Raw genomic sequence first — 3553 nt, forward strand, 5'->3', positions numbered from 1 at the left:
AGGGCTAATACTAGCCATGCATGAAGCGAAAAGAACGGGGCAGGACCCCGATACCTATTTAGATTTTGCTCTATATGCATTGGTTTTCGCTATTATTTGTGCCAGATTATATTATGTTGCTTTTTCTTGGGATACCTACAAGGGTGATCTCATAAAGATTTTTGCCACCAGGGAGGGCGGTCTTGCCATTTACGGTGGTGTTATCGGCGGTGTTTTAACAGCGTTAATATATTCTAAAATTAAAAAAATCAATTTTTGGCAGTTGGCGGATACTGCTGCACCAAGCTTGGTCTTAGGGCAGGTATTGGGACGTTGGGGGAACTTTTTCAACCGTGAAGCCTTTGGTGATTTTACAAACAATTTATTTGCTATGCGCTATCAGCTGTCTCAGGTACGCCTTGGCGATATTTCAGATAACACATTGCGTCAATTACAAAAGATCAATGGTGTTGAGTATATACAGGTACATCCCACTTTTTTATATGAATCTTTATGGAATTTAGGTGTATTTGCTCTTTTGATTTTTGTGAGCCGCAGGAAGAAGTTTCACGGTGAAATTGCTGGGTTGTATTTTCTTGGCTATGGCTTGGGCAGAGTCTGGATTGAAGGTTTGCGTACGGATCAGCTCCAATGGGGAGGATTTGCCGTTTCTCAGGTGCTATCGGCAATATTTATTGTAGCGGCAGCAGCTTTTCTGATATGGAAAGGACGGCAGGAAAAGCTTGCACTCAAAACTATGGAAGGTAGCAACGCTGTGGAGAATGAAGAGAAGAAAGAAGATTAATTTCTTTCTATGGAATTAAATATATAACTTTTAGGAATGCTCGAAAACCTTGGTTTTCAAGTGGAATCACAAAAGAGGAGAAATTCTCTTTCAGGTGCAAAGCCATTATAAAATGAATTTCAGAGAATATCTCTTGGAATTTTAGCATCCTAGATACGCGAGATGGGATTTTTGCCTCTGGATTTTTGGTCAGAGGTTTACATATTGGAGGAAGCAAAATGGTTTTATTGACTGCAGAGCACATTCGTAAAAGCTACGGAACAAGGGTTATTTTTGATGACATTTCATTTAGTATTCATGAAGGGGATAAAATTGGTGTAATTGGTGTCAATGGTGCGGGAAAATCCACATTATTAAAAATTGTGGCAGGTGTTGGACACGCCGATAGCGGTGAAGTGATTACTATAAATGGAATGAGAATTGCATATCTTTCTCAAAATCCGGAATTTGCGCCGGGAGCTACAATTTTACAACATGTTTTTGCTGGTGATAATCCAAAACTCTCCTTGGTTAGGGAATACGAGGAGACCTTGGAACAGTTGAATGCAAACCCTCAGGATAAAAATATGGCGGCATTATCTGCAAGGCTGACAGAGGAAATGAATAAGGCTGAGGCATGGTCATTGGAAAGCGAAGCCAAGAATATTTTGACCCGCTTAGGAATTTTAGATTTTGGGCAAAGGGTAGATACCCTTTCCGGAGGACAGAAGAAAAGAGTGGCGTTGGCGGCGGCGTTGATTGCGCCTGTGGAGCTTTTAATATTAGATGAGCCTACCAACCATATCGACCACGACACCGTGGAGTGGCTGGAGAAGCATTTGGAGAAATATGCAAAAGCTTTATTAATGGTAACCCATGATAGATACTTTTTAGACCGTGTTGCCAATCGGACGATGGAGTTGGATAAAGGACAGCTTTATTCTTATCAAGGTAATTATACCAACTTTTTGGAACTGAAAGCAGAGCGGGAAGAGCTTGAGGCGGCGGGAGAAAGAAAACGTCAAAACTTTTTGCGCAGTGAACTGGAATGGGTACGTCGGGGCGCCCAAGCAAGGTCAACAAAGCAAAAAGCAAGGTTACAGCGTTTTGATGAGGTATCTGCAATAAAGGCACCGGAGGAAAAGCAGAACGTTGCTCTATCCTCTATTGGAAGCCGCTTAGGAAGAAAGACCATAGAATTGGAAAACATCTCAAAGGCCTATGATGGGAAAGTTTATATTAAAGATTTTAGCTATATTGTACTACGGGACGACCGTATCGGTATTACGGGAGACAACGGCTGTGGTAAAACTACACTATTAAAGATTATGGTGGGGAAACTTCAACCAGACAGTGGCATGGTTCAAAGAGGGGAAACCGTAAAAATCGGTATTTTCGCTCAAGAGAATGATGGCATGGATGAAAACATGAAGGTTTTGGATTATATTCGTGAGGTGGCAGAGTATATCCAAACAGGGGATGGAAGAATCAGTGCATCTCAAATGCTTGAAAAATTCTTATTTCCTGCAGATATGCAAAGAGGCCCCATTTCTATGCTTTCTGGCGGTGAAAAAAGAAGGCTTTATCTGGCAAGAGTTTTAATGGGTGCTCCCAATATTCTTTTTTTGGATGAGCCCACCAATGATTTGGATTTGGAAACCTTGATGATTTTAGAAGAGTATTTACAGGATTTTCAGGGAGCGGTTATTGCTGTATCCCATGACAGATATTTTTTGGATAAAACGGTGAATCGTATTTTTGCATTCCTTGGGGATGGCAGGATTAAGCAATATGAAGGGGGCTATTCTGACTTCAAGGCGGCAAAAGAGAAAGAAGTACCAAAGACAGTGGAGGTCGTTAGACCTCAAAAAGTGGAAACAGTAAAAGAAAAAAGTCCTGTTACAAAGATGAGCTATAAAGACCAACGTGAATATGATACAATAGGGGTTGAAATAGCAAAAATGGAAGAGAAAATATGGTTGATGAACAAAGTTATGGAAGGTTGTACCACAGATTATGCAGAGTTGCAACGGCTATCTCAGGAAAAGGAAGCCTTAGAGCTTATGCTGGAAAGCAGGATGGAGCGTTGGATGGAACTGACAGAGTTGGCGGAAGAAATAGAGAAAAATCGTGGTGAGAGAAGCTGAACTATATTTTCCTCTGGACGACAGACGGGTTTTGTGGTAATTTGAGTTATAAAATATGATAATAAGTGGTTGTTTTGAAATGGAGTGTGATTTTAGTGGACGGTGCCAGTCCGTACCTGATAGGGCTTTTGTTATTTTTAGTTTGTTGTTCTGCATTTTTTTCTGCCTCTGAAACGGCGTTAACCTCTTTAAGCAGGATTCGTCTTCGTAATATGGTGGAGGAAAAAGTAAAGAACGCAGACAAGATCAGCAGACTTTTGGATGATCCCAATCGATTGCTTAGCTCTATCCTTGTAGGCAACAATTTGGTAAACAATGGCGCATCCGCCCTGACAACGGCTTTGGCAATTCAGTTGTTTCACGGGGATGCAGGCAGTGGTGCCACCGTTGCAACGGCATTTATTACAGTAGTTATTTTGATTTTTGGAGAAATCACCCCAAAAACCATTGCGGCACAGCAGGCGGAAAAAACAGCTTTGGTTGTGATAAATATAATTGCTGCAGTTGTTTTTGTGCTACGCCCTGTGGTTTTGGTTTTGAGTGCGGTAACCAGTTCGTTAATTCGTTTGTTTGGGCATAATCCTGATGAGAAGCTTCCTACAATTACAGAGGCTGAATTGAAAACCATTGTTAACGTTAGTCA

3 protein-coding genes are annotated in these 3553 nt (G+C 41.2%); all 3 read left to right on the forward strand.

Going from position 1 to position 3553, the window contains the following annotated elements:
- Positions 1-784: prolipoprotein diacylglyceryl transferase (gene lgt / locus RTK36_RS03120; protein ID WP_312044243.1), on the forward strand; the 784-nt coding region annotated here is incomplete at its 5' end.
- A 218-nt stretch (positions 785-1002) separates the two neighbouring features.
- Entirely contained in the window at positions 1003-2910 is a 1908-nt protein-coding gene (locus tag RTK36_RS03125; RefSeq protein ID WP_312044245.1) for an ABC-F family ATP-binding cassette domain-containing protein, read from the forward strand.
- Positions 2911-2984: 74 nt separating this feature from the next.
- The coding region (locus RTK36_RS03130) for a CNNM domain-containing protein (protein ID WP_312044247.1) at positions 2985-3553 on the forward strand (569 nt) is incomplete at its 3' end.

The sequence above is a fragment of the Anaerotignum sp. genome (assembly GCF_031981185.1).
Lineage (GTDB): Bacteria > Bacillota > Clostridia > Lachnospirales > Anaerotignaceae > Chakrabartyella.